This window comes from Aminipila sp., assembly GCF_032051575.1.
In the GTDB taxonomy this organism is placed as follows: domain Bacteria; phylum Bacillota; class Clostridia; order Peptostreptococcales; family Anaerovoracaceae; genus Aminipila.
Genome location: NZ_DAMBYD010000010.1, coordinates 85,857 through 102,439, shown reverse-complemented (window position 1 = coordinate 102,439; position 16,583 = coordinate 85,857). Strand labels below are relative to the sequence as shown.

Annotated in this window: 14 protein-coding genes; 12 read left to right on the top strand and 2 right to left on the bottom strand. The window is 31.3% G+C overall.

Annotation, left to right across the window (positions count from 1 at the left end; translation table 11 throughout):
• Positions 1-168: 168 nt before the first annotated feature.
• The 8 genes from RTW14_RS14200 to RTW14_RS14165 all read left to right on the top strand — a co-directional run bounded on the left by RTW14_RS14200 (position 169) and on the right by RTW14_RS14165 (position 9,245).
• Complete coding sequence (locus RTW14_RS14200; RefSeq protein WP_312652558.1) at positions 169-738, top strand: hypothetical protein; 570 nt, start codon at positions 169-171, stop codon at positions 736-738.
• A 26-nt stretch (positions 739-764) separates the two neighbouring features.
• Positions 765-2,465, top strand: a complete 1,701-nt coding sequence (locus RTW14_RS14195) for a hypothetical protein (RefSeq protein ID WP_312652556.1) — start codon at positions 765-767, stop codon at positions 2,463-2,465.
• Positions 2,466-2,639: 174 nt separating this feature from the next.
• A complete protein-coding gene (arsD, locus tag RTW14_RS14190) occupies positions 2,640-3,032 on the top strand; it encodes an arsenite efflux transporter metallochaperone ArsD (protein WP_312652554.1) in 393 nt (130 codons plus the stop codon).
• A 10-nt stretch (positions 3,033-3,042) separates the two neighbouring features.
• Positions 3,043-4,785, top strand: coding sequence for an arsenical pump-driving ATPase (gene arsA, locus RTW14_RS14185; RefSeq protein ID WP_312652552.1), 1,743 nt, complete (start codon positions 3,043-3,045; stop codon positions 4,783-4,785).
• 32 nt (positions 4,786-4,817) lie between these two features.
• Complete coding sequence (locus RTW14_RS14180) at positions 4,818-4,934, top strand: four-helix bundle copper-binding protein (RefSeq protein WP_312652550.1); 117 nt, start codon at positions 4,818-4,820, stop codon at positions 4,932-4,934.
• 170 nt (positions 4,935-5,104) lie between these two features.
• Positions 5,105-7,255 carry a copper-translocating P-type ATPase gene (locus tag RTW14_RS14175; protein ID WP_312652548.1) on the top strand — a complete coding sequence of 717 codons (2,151 nt, stop codon included), beginning with the start codon at positions 5,105-5,107 and terminating at the stop codon, positions 7,253-7,255.
• A 186-nt stretch (positions 7,256-7,441) separates the two neighbouring features.
• A complete protein-coding gene (locus RTW14_RS14170) occupies positions 7,442-7,711 on the top strand; it encodes an NAD(P)H-dependent oxidoreductase subunit E (protein WP_312652547.1) in 270 nt (89 codons plus the stop codon).
• A 28-nt stretch (positions 7,712-7,739) separates the two neighbouring features.
• Positions 7,740-9,245, top strand: coding sequence for a 4Fe-4S dicluster domain-containing protein (locus RTW14_RS14165; protein WP_312652545.1), 1,506 nt, complete (start codon positions 7,740-7,742; stop codon positions 9,243-9,245).
• Between the two features lie 115 nt (positions 9,246-9,360).
• Here the strand turns inward: RTW14_RS14165 and RTW14_RS14160 are convergent, their stop codons facing one another.
• Positions 9,361-9,807 carry a hypothetical protein gene (locus tag RTW14_RS14160; protein WP_312652543.1) on the bottom strand — a complete coding sequence of 149 codons (447 nt, stop codon included), beginning with the start codon at positions 9,805-9,807 and terminating at the stop codon, positions 9,361-9,363.
• A 162-nt stretch (positions 9,808-9,969) separates the two neighbouring features.
• Between RTW14_RS14160 and RTW14_RS14155 the strand changes: the two genes are divergently transcribed.
• The 4 genes from RTW14_RS14155 (at position 9,970) to RTW14_RS14140 (ending at position 13,229) form a co-directional block, all read left to right on the top strand.
• A complete protein-coding gene (locus RTW14_RS14155) occupies positions 9,970-11,097 on the top strand; it encodes a murein hydrolase activator EnvC family protein (RefSeq protein WP_312652541.1) in 1,128 nt (375 codons plus the stop codon).
• 108 nt (positions 11,098-11,205) lie between these two features.
• Positions 11,206-12,036 carry a prolipoprotein diacylglyceryl transferase gene (lgt, locus tag RTW14_RS14150; RefSeq protein ID WP_312652539.1) on the top strand — a complete coding sequence of 277 codons (831 nt, stop codon included), beginning with the start codon at positions 11,206-11,208 and terminating at the stop codon, positions 12,034-12,036.
• Between the two features lie 185 nt (positions 12,037-12,221).
• A complete protein-coding gene (locus RTW14_RS14145) occupies positions 12,222-12,818 on the top strand; it encodes a hypothetical protein (RefSeq protein ID WP_312652537.1) in 597 nt (198 codons plus the stop codon).
• A gap of 81 nt (positions 12,819-12,899) precedes the next feature.
• Positions 12,900-13,229 (top strand): YHS domain-containing protein, encoded by a 330-nt coding sequence (locus RTW14_RS14140; RefSeq protein ID WP_312652535.1) that lies wholly within the window; start codon positions 12,900-12,902, stop codon positions 13,227-13,229.
• A 79-nt stretch (positions 13,230-13,308) separates the two neighbouring features.
• On the opposite strand, the gene RTW14_RS14135 is transcribed toward RTW14_RS14140, so the two are convergent.
• Positions 13,309-16,542, bottom strand: a complete 3,234-nt coding sequence (locus RTW14_RS14135) for a transglycosylase domain-containing protein (protein WP_312652532.1) — start codon at positions 16,540-16,542, stop codon at positions 13,309-13,311.
• Positions 16,543-16,583: the final 41 nt, after the last annotated feature.

Sequence of the window (16,583 nt, the reverse complement as noted above, 5' to 3'; positions counted from 1 at the left end):
TTTTTTATTTTAGTTTATAAAAATGGTTATTCCATACATTGAGAGTTGTTCATCATTGAATAAATAATTTTATGATGTATCATAACTTCTCCATAATTGAATGATATATTTATTAAAACTTAGAACTAGTGCTCTAGTTCTTTTTATAATAATTTAATGGAGGTTTATATGAGTAACATTATTCATATTGATTTTAAATCAAAAAAGACAATCTATTTATACTTTTCTGTATTTTTGACAACAATGGCTCTTTTTATATATGAGACGCTACTTACAAGGTTATTTTCAACACTATTATCACCAGGGCTAGTTTTTATTATAGTATCCATGGCTATTCTTGGCAGTGGTATTGGAGCTATTTTAACATATAAGTATATAAATGAAAATAATTCTATAAAGTTGTTAACAGGCACTTCGATTTTATTGCCTATAATATTTATTGGAGTTATATCTATTATGTATTTTTTGCCCTTTAATCCAACGGCATCAATTTATTTACCGGCTTCAATTTTACCATTCATAACAGGTGGTATTATAACTTCAATTGTATTTAAGGAAATGGCTAGCCAAAGCAATAAATTATATTTATTGGATTTACTTGGAGCAGGGTTGGGAAGCTTGCTTGTTATAAAAATTATGAATTCATTTGGATTTGTTCTAAGTGTTATTATTGTCTGCATAATAGCAGCAATATCTGCAGTAAGTATCAGCTTATATTGTAAAAAAAAAAACCATTAATAATATCTTCAGTTTTTTTGATTTTAATGAGTGTACTATTTATTAATAACAGTCTTATAGAAGACATTGAAAATAAATTTTATGCTTACTACACAAATCCTGAGAAACTAGTAGGAAGCTATAAAGAAACTGCTGGAAACACTGAAATTATCTTTTCTAATTGGGATGCCTTATCTAGAACAGATGTTATTAAGGTTGAAGGAAGAGATGAATTGTTAATTGCCACAGATGGGGGTGCAGCAGCACCTATAATTAAATTTAACGGAGATTTAAAATCAGTTGAACATTTGAAATATGATGTAAATTATATTCCATTTGCATTTGGAAAAAATGATAAATCCCTTGTTATTGGTTCAGGTGGAGGAAATGACGTACTTTATTCGCTACTTGGAGGTAATAAAAAAATTGATGCAGTAGAAATAAATCCATCAACTATAGAAGCGGTCAATAAATTCAAAGAATTTAATGGGGATATATATAATTATCCAGGAGTTAACTTATATATCCAGGATGGAAGATATTTTATTGAAAACATCAACGAAAAATACGATAATATATATCTTTCAAAGGTGATGACAAATTCTATTGAAAATACAATGTATTCGCTGGCAGAGTACTATATATATACAGAGGAAGCAGTAAATCAGTATTTTGATCATTTAACTGAAAACGGTAAATTGACATTCGTAGCTCACAATACATTAGATTTAACCAAGATTGTTAATACCGGCATTAAAGTATTACTAGACAAAGGCATCAAAGAAGAAGATGTAAATAATTATATTACTATAATTAATGGTGCAAGGATAGGACAAAACAGTGCCCACGGCAGTATATCAATGCCAGTTGTAATTTTTAAAAATGCACCTTTCAGCTCTGCGGAATTAAATTCTATTATAACAGTGGCAGAATCTCAAAACAGGGATATAATTCAAATGCCTGGTTATGAAATTGAACCGTATAAGTCATTAAGGGAAGGAAAGATTAATTTTGAACAGCTATTAAGCGGTTTTGGACATAATGCAAATCCTATTACGGATGATAAACCATTTTTTTACAACTATACTAAGTTAATTCCTTTAGAAATGATTTTAATATTAGTAATAATATTAGCATTTGCATTATACATTAAAAAGAAATATATAACAGAGTTAGAAACTAAAAAAGCTTCAATATATTTTGGAGCATTGGGCATAGCGTATATGTTAGTAGAGATTCCGCTGATACAAAAGACAGTATTGTACTTTGGAAGCTCATCTATTGCTTTTAGTTTTATATTATTTAGTTTATTAATCAGCAGCGGCATTGGCAGTTTGGCAAGCGGTAGTAAAATAATTGAAAAGTTAACAAAGAAATTACCTTATTTCATTCTTTTATCAGGTGTTTCGATTTTATTAATTCAAGTAAAACTAAGTGATGTTTTACTCCTAACAAATAATTTGAGTTTAACCTATAAACTATTAATTATATTTATATATTTATTCCCTATGGGATTTTTCATGGGAATGGGATATCCTACAGGGATTAAAAAAGTGAACAGTCTAGATAAACAAGAAAGTTTAGTTCCTCTTATGATTGCGATAAACGGAATTTTTTCTGTATTTGGGTCTACATTAGCAGTAGCTCTTTCAATGATGTTTGGTTTTAGTGTTACAGTCTTTATTGGTGCAGCTATCTATATAATTTTATATTTTTTAAATCCTTTAAAAGTGATAACAACTCATTAATTTAGAAGATAATATATAATTATCTATATTTACAAATTAAATAGACATTATAAAAGAAAAATGGTTTAGAATTATTTGAAGGGTATAAAATTATTCATGAAATTTAAAATGGACTTAAAAGTCCTAAGTAGTAAATGTTCATAAAATAATATATAAGAATCTAAGGAGAATATTATGAAAAAAATGCAGATATTTGAACCAGCAATGTGCTGTTCTACAGGTGTGTGTGGAGTGAATGTTGATCCAGAACTGATTAGAATATCAACTGTTCTTAATACATTAAATAAAAAAGGAATGGAAGTAGAAAGATTTAATTTATCAAATGCACCACAAGAATTTATTAAAAATACTGTAATAAATAAATTAATTAATGAAAAAGGCATTGATGTGCTTCCTGCAGCGCTATTAGATGGAGAATTAGTTATAATAGGAAGATATCCAACCAATGATGAAATGGCAAATTTTTTTGATTTATCTGTAAAAGAATTTGGTTTTCAGCCAAAGGTTTTAAGAGCAAGCAGAAAAAAATCGGGCGATTACGGTTGTGATGGGGGAGATTGTTGTTAGGAGAAATTATATGGAAATTTTCAATCTTAAAAATATAAAACTGACTAAATATTTATTTTACACCGGCAAAGGCGGTGTTGGAAAAACTTCTACCGCTTGTGCAACTGCTGTAACTTTAGCGGATATGGGTAAAATGGTATTATTAATAAGCACTGATCCAGCATCTAATTTACAAGATTTGTTTAAAACAGAATTAAATAACAAAGGTGTACAAATTAATGAAGTTCCAAATCTTACAGTTGCTAATCTTGATCCAGTGCAAGCAGCTGCAGAATATCGTGAAAGTGTAATAGCACCATATCGAGGATTGATGCCTGAATCAGTTTTAAAAAATATGGAAGAACAGTTATCAGGTTCTTGTACTATGGAAATAGCAGCATTTAATGAATTTTCAAATTTCATTACAGATGAAAAAACAAAGCAGGAATATGATTATATAATATTTGATACTGCTCCTACAGGTCATACTTTAAGGATGCTGCAGCTACCATCTGCATGGAGTAACTTCATAAGTGAGAGCACTCATGGGGCATCATGTTTAGGACAGCTTTCAGGACTTGAAGAAAAAAAGGATGTTTATAAAAAAGCAGTTGAAACTTTATCGGATGGAAACTTAACAACTCTAATATTAGTTACTAGACCTGAAGTTGGACCCATAGCAGAAGCTAAAAGAGCTTCAATGGAGCTATCTGAAATAGGTGTAAAAAATCAATCATTGGTGATTAATGGGTTATTTACTGAGTATGATGATGAAATATCAGAAAGTTTTTATAATAAGCAGCAAAAAGCATTGTCAGAAATGCCAGAGGAATTTAAAAATATAACAACCTATGTTATACCGCTTAGGGCTTATAATATTAGTGGTGTGGAATATGTAAGATCATTTTTAGAAGAAGATAAATTTAAATTAAACGAAGAAAAAATAAATGCTGAGTCTTTAAAAGGATTAAGAGATATAATAGATGAATTATATAATAGAAACAAAAAAGTTATTTTCACTATGGGAAAAGGTGGAGTAGGTAAGACTACAACAGCTGCAGCAATTGCATTAGGATTGGCTAAGAAAGGAAAGAAGGTTCATTTAACGACAACTGATCCTGCTGCGCACCTTGATTTTGTTATCAAAGAACAAAGCGGTATCACTATGAGTCACATAGATGAAAAAGAAGTGCTTAAAAAATATCAAGATGAGGTTTTATATAAAGCGAACGAGACATTGTCGGAAAATGATATTGCGTATGTAGAGGAAGATTTGCGTTCGCCTTGTACGCAAGAAATTGCAGTATTTAGGGCATTTGCAGATATAGTTGAAAAAGCTGAAGACGAAGTTGTAGTAATAGATACTGCACCAACAGGTCACACATTGCTTTTATTAGAATCAACCCAAATTTACAATCAAGAAATAACACGTTCTCAAGGTTACATTCCGGAATCAGCAAAAAAATTATTACCAAGGCTTAAAAACTCTAGTGAAACTGAGGTAATAATTGTTGCTTTACCAGAAGCAACTCCTGTTTACGAAGCATTGAGGTTAGAAGAGGATTTAAAGCGTGCAGGCATATGTACAAATTGGTGGGTTATAAATTCTTCCCTTTATAAATCAAAGACTACAAATAAATTGCTATCTGAAAGAGCAAGTAACGAAATAGAGTGGATAAATAAGGTTGGGGAACACTCAAAAGGAAAATTTGCTGTTATCGGTTGGAGTTCTGACGAAATTAAAGGTGAAAAATTAAATGATTTAATTAAGTGAATTTTAATTGTGTAGTTTATTAGAAAAGTAAGGTGCAGAAAACAGCGAAAGAATGTACGATGTTTAAAGATGACCATTGTAAAAAATGTGCAGACATTTGCCGTATGTGTGCAGATGAATGTAGAAAAATGGATGGTGCAATGGTTTAAATAGTATTAGTACCATTTTTATTTATACGGCTCTTGATAATGTTTTTATCAAGAGCCTTTTATTAACATACAAACTTACTGATTTAGAATAGTTTGATTATAAAATTAATTAATGGGTAATATTAAAATAAATTAAATTTTACTAGTTTAGAAAAGTTAGGAGGGATTGTATGCATAATCATAATAACAATGATAAAAGCAATAATGAGGTTTTAGTCCATAGTAATATGAAACATACGCAAGATAGAAATATGGAACAGAACCATATGAATCATGAACATAATGAACGTGAACATTTGAACCATGGAAGCCATGAACATCATAAAAGTCATCATGAAAGTAATCATGAAAACAATGAAAACCAAGAAAACCATCATGACCATCATGCTATGATGGTTCAGGACTTTAAAAAAAGGTTCTTTATATCTTTAGTATTAACCGTTCCTATCTTGATTCTTTCACCTATGATACAAATGTTTATGGGGGTAAATTGGAGATTCAACGGTGATCCTTATGTATTGTTTGCTCTTTCAACTATACTATTTTTTTATGGAGGTAAGCCGTTTTTTGAAGGTGCTAAAGATGAATTAAAACAAAAATCACCTGCAATGATGACCTTAATAGCACTTGCAATAATAGTTGCATATGTTTACAGTTCATTGACGGTATTTATATTAAAGGGCAATGATTTCTTTTGGGAATTAGCTACTTTGATAGTAATTATGCTTTTAGGACATTGGATTGAAATGAAGTCAGTAATGGGTGCTTCAAAGGCTTTGGAGGAATTAGTAAAATTAATGCCAGAGACAGCACATCTTATTAAAGACAACGGTGATATTGTTGATGTTGTTGTGAAACAATTAAAAGAAGGGAATACAGTATTAGTTAAGCCTGGTGAGAAAATTCCAATAGATGGGATAGTTTATGACGGAAATTCTGATGTTAATGAATCAATGATTACTGGAGAATCGGTACCAGTAGAAAAAAAGGCAGGAGATGAGATAATCGGCGGTTCTATTAATGGTGAAGGATTATTAAAATTTAAAGTTAGTAGAGTTGGAGATCAAACCTTCCTGTCACAAGTTATTAAACTTGTTCGTGAGGCACAGGCTTCAAAGTCAAAGACTCAAACCTTAGCTGATATTGCTGCTAAGTGGTTGTTCTATATAGCTGTTACAGCAGGAACTATAACTTTTGTTGCATGGATGATAATTAGTGGAGATTTAAGCTTTGCGATTGAAAGAGCAGTAACGGTAGTGATTATTTCTTGCCCGCATGCACTTGGCTTAGCTACACCGCTTGTTACTTCAATGTCTACAAGCATTGGAGCTAAAAGAGGATTGTTAATTAGGGACAGAGCAGCTTTTGAAAATGCAAGAAAATTAGATGCTGTAGTTTTTGACAAGACGGGTACTTTGACAGAAGGCGAATTTGGTGTTACTGATGTTTTTGAAATAGGAATACCTAAGAATGAATTATTATCAATAGCATATTCCCTTGAGTCAAATTCAGAACATCCAATTGCTAAAGGAATTGTAAGAGAAGGTAAAAAATTAAACCTTGAAATAAAAGAAGTCAAGGATTATCAAAATATTACAGGACAAGGATTAAAAGCAACGGTTGACAACAGAAATATTATGATAGCAAGCCCTGGTTATATGAGAAGAGAAGGTGTATCATTTGATGAAAGTCAATATGAAAAACTTGCCGGAGAAGGAAAGACAGTAGTATTTGTAATAGAAAATAAAAAACTTATCGGTTATATTGCCTTATCAGATATTATAAGAGAAACTTCCAAAGAAGCTATTGATACTTTAAAAGTTATGAATATTGAATCTATAATGCTTACGGGAGATAATCAAAAAGCGGCTTCTTATGTTGGAAAGAAGCTTAATTTAGACAAAGTAATTGCAGAAGTTTTACCTCAGGATAAATCAAATAAAGTAGATGAGCTGCATAACGAAGGAAAAATGGTAGCCATGACCGGTGACGGAGTTAACGATGCACCAGCATTGGCCAAAGCAGATTTAGGAATAGCAATTGGTGCTGGTACGGATGTAGCAATTGAAACTGCAGATATTATTCTTGTTAAAAGTAATCCACTGGATGTAGTAAATATTTTAAAATTATCTAAAGCTACATATTCAAAAATGATTCAAAACTTGGTATGGGCGACTGCTTATAATGTGGTCGCGCTACCTTTAGCAGCAGGTATATTGTATAATCAGGGAATAGTTATAAGTCCTGCCTTGGGAGCAGTATTAATGTCTTTAAGTACAATCATTGTAGCTATAAATGCAAGGCTGTTAAAAATTGATTAAATTTGATTTTAAACCTATTAATGAAAATGATATTTAAAGAATTCATATAATAAAAAATAAGTGAAATAAAAAAATCAATAATACGAGTGATATTAGGTTTTATTGATTTTTTTATGGAAAAATGCATCATGATACTATATAATATTTAAATAAGAGCTAACAAATAATAGTATTTGGAGGAATATCATGAAGATAAAAGTCTGTGTAGGTTCATGCTGTACATTGCTGGGTTCAATGGGAATTTTAGATCAGATTGATGACTTAAAGGATATTATCAATAATGATGCAGACAACTATAGCGATGAAGAATTGGAAGTAGAAGTAATTAAGTGTTTAGGATTTTGCAAAGATGAGATAGAACAGGCAGCACCTGTAGTAGTTATAGATGACGAGACTATGTTTCATGCAACAGGTCAGACTGTCATGGAGAAGATTGTTAATAAAATGAGAAAGTGACAGAAAGAAACTTGGAGGACTAATTTTTATGAAAGAAAGCTATGTTAATCTAATTAACATTAGGAGACAAGTATTTACAAAAATTGCCAAAATGGCATATGATGAAACTGATTTAAGCGAATTGGAAAAATTATCATTTGATATTTTACCTGGAGAGGTAGCTATATATAGAGATAGTATATTTAGAGAAAGAGCAATAGTAGATGAACGACTAAGGTTGACATTGGGGTTAGATGTAAGAAAACCAACGGAGTATCATCGTGTTACTGATGGAATTTCTGAAGCAAATGTTGATGAAACTCAATTTATTGAGCCCTTAGTAAATGTCATTACCTTTGCGTGTGAGGCATGCCCGACTAAGTCTTTTTATGTTACGGACAATTGTAGAAAGTGCCTAGCCCATCCTTGCACTAATGTATGTCCAACAAATGCAGTTTCTATTGGTAAGGAAAGAGCAATTATTGATCAGGATAAGTGCATTAAATGTGGTAGGTGTAAGGAAACCTGTCCATATAGCGCAATTGTAAAGTATGAGAGACCTTGTGCTGAAGCATGTGGTGTTAATGCAATTGATAGTGATTATTTAGGTAGAGCTCAAATTAATGCAGCTAGATGTGTATCTTGTGGGAATTGTATTATTCAGTGTCCATATGGAGCTATTTCAGATAAGTCCCAAATATACCAGCTTGTAAAAGCGTTGAAGAAAAATAATCATATGTATGCAATTATTGCTCCGTCATTTTTGGCTCAGTTTGGACCATTAGCGTCTCCAATTCAAATATTCGAGGGTATTAAGCAACTAGGATTTAAAGATGTAGTTGAGGTTAGCCTTGGAGCAGATATTACAACTCTACGGGAAGCAAAAGAATTTCTTGAAAGAGTACCTAGCGAAAATCCTTATATGGGAACAAGTTGCTGCAATTCTTGGACAATAATGGTTAAGAAGTTGTTTCCGGATCAATACCAATATATATCAGATTCTTCTTCTCCAATGGTAGAGACCGCTAAGTATATTAAGAATAAGGATCCTGAAGCAAAAATTACATTTATAGGTCCTTGTATTTCTAAGAAGTTAGAAGCATTACGAGAAGATGTTAAAGATTATGTATATTTTGTAATAACCTTTGAGGAACTTATGGGTATGTTTGTTGCTAAGGGAATAGAATTATCAGAAATAGAGGTATCAAAAGAAATACAGGATGCTTCTACACTCGGTCGTGGCTATGCCATAGCAGGTGGAGTAGCTGAAGCAGTAAAAAATACCGCTCAAAAAATTGACCCTTTTAGAGAGATAAATGTTGAAGGTGCATCTACTTTGCATGAGTGTGTAAAACTTATGAGGTTGGCAAAGGCAGGGAAAAAGAACGGATATTTACTTGAGGGTATGGCGTGTTTTGGTGGATGTATCGGCGGACCGGGAACAATAGCTTCATTAAATAGAGTCAAAAAGGCAGTAACTGAGTTTAAAAATCAGTCAGAATATAAAACTCCATTTGATAATGATATTATTGATGGTAAATTAAGGGATAAATAAGATGAAAAAGTAAAGATATCTTTATTAATTAATAAAATATAATTATAAACAAAAAAACAGTATCCAAATAAATTTTGAATACTGTTTAAATATATATTTTTTTCAATTCTACTGTTTATAAAACTGTCTTTGTTTCTTCAAATTCATCATTACCATTATTTCTATTATTTCCATGGCAGCCACCGGCTCCACCCATGGCATTATGCATTTCTATCATTTGTTCTCTTCCAATGCCTTCCATCATATCTGCCATTCCAGGATTTGTTTCTCTCATTAAATCAATCATTTTTTGATAATCCTCTTCAGTTAAAGTATTCATAAAATCATCCATCGCCTTGTAATCACCGTTTTCCAAATCATCTGCTATATCACTGAAGCCATTATTTCTCATTGTTTCAATCATATCATATTTACTATATGAACTATTATTTGTTGTAACAGATGTTTGTGCATATACTGGATTGCTTATTATTTTTTCTACACCTATTTTTGCAAGTGAAACAGAAGCTAACCCTAAGACAACTACTACAGCAGCAGTTAAACCTAATACTTTTTTAAACATATCTATCTCTCCTTTTTTTAATTTCTATGGGTACAGTATAAATTTAAATTATGAAGTTGTTGTGGAGATAAAAAATAATTTTCTCCATAGAAACTCCATAATATTTTGATATCTTTGTCATTATTTGTAGAATACATAATTTATTTGACAGGGAGAATACGTATGTTTAAGAAATCTATAATTTTAAGCTTGAGCATAATATTTGCCATTGAAAGTTTTACACCATTAAATGCCGGAGGAAGCATTAATGATTTGCAAAACAAACAAGCAAGTATACAAAGCCAAATATTAGAATATAGGAATGAAGCGAATGCTTTGAAAAATGAAAAAAATAGTATGCAAGCAGATATAGACAGTTTACAGCTGGAGATTAATGCACTTAATTTAGAATTACAAAATTACGAACTTCAAAAACAAGAATTAAATATGAAAATTAATTTAAAGGAAGAAGAAATTATCAAATTAAATAAAGATATAGAAGAAAATAACAAATTGCTTGGAGAAAGACTAAGAGCTATGTACAAAAGTGGTACTTCTGGTTACATTGAGTTAATACTTAATGCAGAAAATTTAACCGATGCAATGACACGTGTTGATATGGTACAACTTATTGTTGAAAGCGACGTAGAATTGCTAAAAAGTATAGAAGAACAAAAGAAAAAGGTTGAAGAAGTTAAATTAAGCCTTGAAAATGAGAAGCTTGAATTAGCGGATGTAATAAAAGAATTAAGTGATAAGAAAGAAAGTGTTGAGACAGCCTCTAAAGCTAAAGACGATTATATTTCAAGCCTTGAGCAGGATATTAAGTCCCTTGAATTATTAATGGTTGCCGAAGAAGCCCAATCAAGTCAAATTGAAAGAGACATTTTATCTTTACAGGGAGCAGGTGAATTTTCTGGAGGTGGAATGTCTTGGCCTTTACCGGGGTACAGCAGAATATCATCTTACTTTGGTGGAAGAGCTGATCCGATAACCGGAGCATGGTCAAATCATCGTGGGATTGATATACCAGGTCCATATGGACAGCCAATCGTATCTTCTAATGATGGAATTGTTATTTTTTCTGGTTACCATTGGTCTTACGGCAATTATGTAATTATAGATCATGGAGGAGGAATTTCAACTCTTTATTCTCATGCATCTAAATTACTGGTTGGTAAAGGACAAGCGGTTTCTAAAGGAGAAACAATTGCTTTAGTAGGTTCTACAGGTTATTCAACAGGAAATCATGTTCATTTTGAATACAGAATCAATGGTGTACCGCAAAATCCTCTGAATTATGTAAAATAATGCTTACCACTTAACCAAATTATTAATTAGATAGGAATATAAATGTTAGATTTAAATTTTAAGTTTTCAATAGAATTAGCAGTGTGATAAAATAGCGAGGTGTTTATAATGAAAGAGTTATTTAGTATTGGTCCATTTCATATATATTTTTTTGGAGTGGCGGTAGCAGTAGGTATTGCTATAGGAACAATTTTTGCCATAAATGAAGCAAAAAAAAGGGATATTAGTTCAGAAATAATAACAGATTTAGTTTTAATTACAATTATATCAGGTATAGTTGGAGCAAGATTATTCTATATATTATTCTATAATCCATCAATTTATTTTAATAATCCTGTTGAGATTTTTAAAATTTATGAAGGGGGATTATCAATCCATGGAGGTATTTTTACAGCTATAGTCGCTGGCTATATTTATACTGTCAAAAAGAAAAAATCATTTTTAAAGCTAGCTGATATTATTGTTACTGCATTACCGTTAGCACAAGGAATTGGAAGAGTGGGTTGTGATGTTTTCGGAAAAACTATGAGTGATATTATGCCATGGGGAATTAATTATGGGGGGCAGATATTACATCCTGCACAAGTCTATGAATTTATTTTGGATTATATATTATTTATATTTCTATGGAGAAGAAGTTATCATAAAAAATTTGACGGAGAATTATTTGCAATTTATTTGATCTCATTCCCTATTATTAGAGGAATTGTTGAATTCTTTAGAATAAATCCAATAATATGGGGTCCGTTTTCAATTTCTCATTTATTGAGCTTGATTTTAGTAATCATAGGAATTGTAGTTTACAAGATACTTTCAAAAAATAGTGCTGAATATAATAATGATTTGGTTAATAAAGAAATTAAATTAAGCACTTCAATATTATATTTAATTGTGTTAATTGCAGTATCAGTATTTGTTTTTTATTATGTGCAAGGTTGAAAATACTAATAAATCATAAGAACTAGTATATAAATTGACTAGTTCTTTTTTAGAAGCTAAATTATTTAGTTTTAAAATTCAACTATTGATTTTATATAAATTTAAAATTCAATAGTTACTTCATAATTATAAGTTAATGTATAAACATATAAAATATGAATGATAAAATTAGGATAAGGTGTGCTATGAAAAAAAGTATTAAATTAATTATTATATGCGCAGTTGGATTATTGATATTGTATGTAACTCTTAAGGGGTATAATCCTTTACTTGAGAAAAATGAACAACCAAAAACAAATGAACAGGAGCAAGTTTCAGATATAAAAGGCAATATTGATGAAAGCTCTAATGAAATTTCCAATGAACAAGAAGAAAAAATATATGGTGAAGCACAAAACAGCATATTTTCAAAGTATATTACTTTTAGCAATGAGGGAAATATAGACATTATAGTGGATTATTTAAGCCCTAGAAATGGAGACATTGAAAATCTTGTATTTAATGTATCACTTGGAACGCATTCCATAGAGTTATCATCATATCAAGAGATTAGTAAGTATATAGAGCTTCGTACAGATAAAGGAATTATTATAAATGACGGATTTGAATGGGAATTAAAAAACAATGATATTCATCACATAAACGGAGTTTTAACAATTAAGAATGAGTTTAATGGCAATAAAATCATAAATTCTGAAACTGAATTTTTTTCTTTAGTATTTAGTGATGTAGGGAATTCAGGTGAAAGAGTACATTTTTATAATGATGATAAATTATATTAAATAAAAAACTTTAATCTCCACAAAAACTTCATAAGTATTATTTATTATTATACTAGAAAATAATATCAGGAGGAAAAAATTATGGAATTTGTATTGCAGAACGGTTTATATTTTCTTTTAATAGGTGCAATGGGATTTATGATGTTTAAAGGGGGAGGATGTTGCGGCGGACATTCTCATAGCGGACATAGTGATGAAGGTCATGTGCATGCAGGAAAAACTGGTAATGGCAGGATAGATAGCAACCAAGTTGAAATGGTTATTGACCCAGTATGTGGCATGTATGTTAATCCTGAAACAGCAATAAAACAAAATCTAAATGGAAAAACTTATTATTTTTGCAGTGAATCATGCAGAAGAAGTTTTGTAGAAAATCCTGAATCGTCTCAGAATGTTTCATCTGTAGTATAATTCAACTGTGGTAATAAAAAAGCATCTGTTCATCAATTGACAGATGCTTTTTGTCGCTTGTAATTTAAAAATAAATATATCAATTTTTTATAATATATTCCAAGTTTGAATCTGTTGGTTTGTTACTTGAATTGCCTGTATTGTCATTATCTATCAGCTCATCAACAATATCTGAAATAGTGTCTTTCAAGTTATTATCAATTTTATTGTCGTTAGTAGAATTTTTCTGGATAATCCATTGCTCATAGTGCCATTTTGTATGATACGTACAAGTTTTAGTAGGTATTTGATATGGATAATCTTCTACAATTGAGTTAGAAGAACTCAAATTTTCAACAGAAACTCCTAAAACATGAGTTAATTTGTTATTATCATCCCAGGTAGCTTGGCTTATATATATTTGTTTTAATTCATCTAACGAAAAGGTTATTGAATCTTCAAGTATTTGGCGGTAAAGCTTTTTAGTTTCATAATTATCTGTTCTAGCATCCGGATCATATAATGGATCTCTAGTAAAGAAAACTTTAGTTTCTACTAAATCTTCAGGACAATACTGTGACTTAAGCAAATTATGATCTGTACATACTTCTGCTTTTATATGAATATCACATTTCTCAGTTGGTTGTGTACCTGGTACAAAATATTCTGTAATTATATGGTTGTTTCTTGTCTCTAATTGACATAATTCAGACGGTAATTGACCTGAAAAACTGCAAACCTGAACAGGAATCAAATTAGGATTACGTTCAATTTTTGTAGGAGGCAGTCCCTTATGAATAGGAGTCATTATAGCACTCCATAATCTTGCATTGGCACCACTGTCTCCTGAAAGCTTCATTTGTACATTGTCATTTCCAACCCATATACCGCCTACATAATAAGGAGAAAAACCTATAAACCAGAAGTCTCCATTTGCTTGAGTTGTTCCCGTCTTACCAGCTACTTCAATTCCCATTTCAGCAGGGAGCTTAGCTCTGTATGAAAGACCAGGATTAACAGTTGTTCTTAATATATCCTTCATAAGTGAAGCAATCTCAGGACTTACGACAACATGTGTTTCAGGAACTTTTTCCAATATAGTTTCGCCGTTGCTGTTTACTACCTTTGTATATGCTATTGGTTCAATATAAACACCATCATTTGCTATTGCTCCATATGCAGCTGTCATATCTAGAGGAGTGAATCCTTTTGTTAAGCCTCCTAGTGCAAGAGAAGCCAGATTAACATCATTGTATGAAGGATTTTCTGATGGAGAAACAAATGTGTCATTTTCAGGATTGTTCATATCTATTAATCCTAATTTTACTAATGAGTTCATAGCAGCATCTGTTCCTATTGTTTCAAGCATTGTAACAGCATTAGTATTGATTGATTGTTCTATGGATCTACGAAGGGTCTGAATACCCCAGTATTTAATATCTTTGTATTCATACCAGTTTTTAGGCCATCTATCGTTACTGCCTTCTTTGTATCTTGGTAGGTCATCTATTGGATAAGCAGCTGAATATCCTAAATCAAGTGCAGGCAAATAGACTGATAAGGGTTTGATTGTAGAGCCAGGCTGTCTTGTTGCTTCAGTTGCACGGTTAAACAATTTGCTTCCTTCAATATTTCTTCCGCCAATCATAGCTTTTATTTTACCTGTTTTATAATCCATTATGACTGTTGCTGACTGTGGCTGTACTATTCCTTTTTCCTGGAAGTAGAAATATCCTTCAGGAATTCTTAAGTAATTATCACTTCCAACCAGGAACATTTCAGTATTCTTATCAACGTAGCTCTTAGGTATTCTAAATGTACCCTTTAATCTTTTTTGCTCAAGAACTTCATAGTTGTTGCCAATGTTTAAAGTTCCTATTTGATGAGAAACAAAATTCAACTTTTCATCAACTGTGTAAGCATCTACTATATCAATAGAGGAACCATAAATATCAAATTTCTTTGAGCTTATTACTAAATTTCCATTATCATCATAGTAATACTCATCAGGAGTTAAATAAACGTTGTTTTCTGCATTCATTATATTGTCTTTTGCAAAATAAATGATCTGACCATTTTCGTTTAAAATGTTTAGTGCTGAATCCAAGGTTCCTGTGCCTTCACCATTTGACCATTTGAAGTATCTCCAGTCCTGGGCAATTGGTTTGTCACCTGAAGGCTCTGCTCCCAAGAACAAGGCTGAAAAGTTTGCATATGAATCTTCAAGGGATCTTTGCATTTTTACATCAATTGTAGTAGTTATTGTCAAACCGCCCTTGTATAAATAATTTTCAGCTTCTTCATAGGACAATACTTGTGTTTCAATTAAATCCTCAATAACTTTTTCTTTTACATAATCCATTGGTGTGGAAGAAATACCTTCGACCTTGGTTTGACCAGGGTTTAATGCTGCACGCATATCTTCTTGAACGGCAGAGTCATATTCTTCTTGTGTTACATAACCTAATTCAAGCATTTTGTTTAATATAACTTGTTGTCTATTAATTGCATTTTGATTATAAACACATGCGTATTGCACTGAACCGATATAGACGTAACCTACGATATCCTCTTTAGGAATATAAGTTATGTCATCCAATTTATATCTGTTAAAAGGTGCATAGTGAACAGTACTTTTAGCAGCCCCTGCTAATAGTGCGCTTTCTGCAAGTGTAAGGTCGCTTACATCTTTTGAAAAATAAGTGTAAGCTGCAGTTTGAACACCATAGGAGCTTTGACCTAAAGGAATGGTGTTAAGATAGTTTTCAAGTATTTGATCCTTTGAAAGCTTTCTTTCAACCTGTATTGCCAAATATATCTCCTTTATTTTGCGTTCCCAGGACTTTTCATTTGTTAGGTATAAATTTTTGACTAGCTGCTGAGTTATTGTACTTGCACCTTGAGCTGTAGGGTCACCAACCTTAACATTGTGAAGCAATGAACCGATTATACGTCTTATATCTATACCAAAATGATCTTCAAAACGCTGATCTTCTATAGAGATAAATGTATTTTGCAAGTATTCTGGAATATCACTTAATTTTACTATTTCCCTGTTTTCATTAGGATCATGAATCTGCTCAATAATATTTCCATTTTCATCAATTATTACGGAACTTTCTGAAAGTGTATTAAGCACTTTCGTAGGATCTATTTCAGGTACGCTTTTAACTATTGTAATTACAGTTTTTAATACTGATGCACCTGCAATAATTATTGCAATTAATATTAATAGCAGTATAATACACATAATTTTATATTTCTTTTTCTTCTTTAGCTTTTTTGTTTTATAACCACCTTCTTTGTTTTTAGTTAATTCATAATCTTCAGACATAGCCACCTCCGTCTATAAGTTAAAATTACAATATACTTAAA